This is a genomic window from Nesterenkonia sp. AN1, assembly GCF_000582475.1.
GTDB lineage: Bacteria > Actinomycetota > Actinomycetes > Actinomycetales > Micrococcaceae > Nesterenkonia > Nesterenkonia aurantiaca.
The window spans coordinates 1-1,440 of sequence record NZ_JEMO01000021.1 but is presented as its reverse complement, the minus strand read 5'-3'; the positions used below and the strand labels follow the sequence as shown (position 1 = coordinate 1,440).

Annotated in this window: 1 protein-coding gene and 1 pseudogene; one reads left to right on the top strand and one right to left on the bottom strand. The window is 70.1% G+C overall.

Translation table 11 applies throughout. From position 1 onward, the window contains the following. Positions 1–508: DoxX family protein (locus BG28_RS11595; RefSeq protein ID WP_036477006.1), on the bottom strand; the 508-nt coding region annotated here is incomplete at its 3' end. Between the two features lie 405 nt (positions 509–913). On the opposite strand from BG28_RS11595, the pseudogene BG28_RS11590 reads away from it, so the two are divergent. Next, positions 914–1,440: pseudogene (locus tag BG28_RS11590) on the top strand (hypothetical protein); the annotation flags it as partial.

Genomic DNA, 1,440 nt, shown 5'->3' with positions numbered 1-1,440 from the left:
CGCGCGCGCGGACGACCAGCGCGAACGGCACGGCGGCCACCAGCGCCGCCAGCAGGATCAGCGCCCCCACCCAGGTGGCGGGCTCATGGACCACCGTGCTCCAGGCCTCCCCCGAGACCTGTGCGTCCAGCGAGTACGCGCCGGCCCCGGTGAAACCCAGCACCGCGGCAGCCGCGGCCAGCACGTAGGGGTACTCTCCGCCGCCGGCGATGTTCCAGAACTTCCCGGAGTTCAGCTGCATCGTCACTCCGGCCACCACCATGGTCCCGGCCGCCAGCAGGGCTCCGACCGGAGTGAGCAGGCCCAGCAGGAGCGCGGTCGCGGCAAGGAGCTCGGAGACCCCTGCTGCCAGGACCATCGCGCGCCCCGGATGCAGGCCCAGGGACGCGAAGATCTCACCCTGGCGGGCCAGGCCGTTGCCACCGAACCATCCGCCGAGCTTCTGGCTGGCGTGGGTGAACAGGATCAGCGCCAGCACCAGGCGCAGCAGCAGCAGACCGATGTCCATGATCGCCTTTCATTCTGCGGACGGCTGTCCGTTTACACTCAGTGTCGTCCGGCTCTGCCCGGCAGTCAAGGGCTCCAGCGCGATCGAACGGCTGGGTCGGGAACCGCCCAGGAATCGAAAGCCACCAGCGACGTCGGTGTTGCTTCGACAGAACCTGCATCTGCGACAGGCGTGAGCGAAGCTGCTCTCTGCACCTCACTCCGGACACCGGACTGATCCCGTGGAAGCCGTCACGGGGAGACGATGCCTCCGAGGCGCCGCCGCTGATGGACCGGGACCTTCCAGGTCGATCATCGGAGCCTTGCCGCCCTGTCCCCGACGCTCTACCCTGAACGCAGGCGCAGCGGGGAAGACCGCCTGAATTCATGCTTCCGCGGCTTCTCCCCCCACGTCCGAGGAGTTCATATGAGAGACCTCGTTCCCAGCCTCCCCGTTCGGGTGCGGGCAGCTGCTTCAGGAGATTCCTCACGTCAGATCCTCACCTGCGCGGCGGCTGCCGCCCAGGTGTTGCTCCCCACCTTCTACGGTCCACGGTTCCGGGGTGAGGACGCTCCGCCCAACGTGATCCAACCCGCCAGCTACACGTTCGCCGTCTGGTTCCCCATCTTTGCCTCCTCCATCGCCTACGCGGTCCATCAGGCGCGCGGCCCCGCCCGCACCCAGGAGATCTGGCGTGCGGCGGGATGGCCTCTCGCCGGGGCGTTCGCCGCCACTGGCATCTGGGCGCCGCTCGTGCGCTCCGGACGGTTCTGGAGCGCTCAGGGAGCGCTGGCCGCGATCGCCGTGCTGGCCGAGAGTGGACGCCGGCAGATTGCCCGGGCGGAGCGGAGCGGCGTGTTGAGCACCGCCGAGGTGGCCGCGGCCGCCCCGGCGGCGGGGATGCTGGCGGCCTGGGGACAGGCGGCCTGCGGGGGTCGAACCGTGGGCCCGCC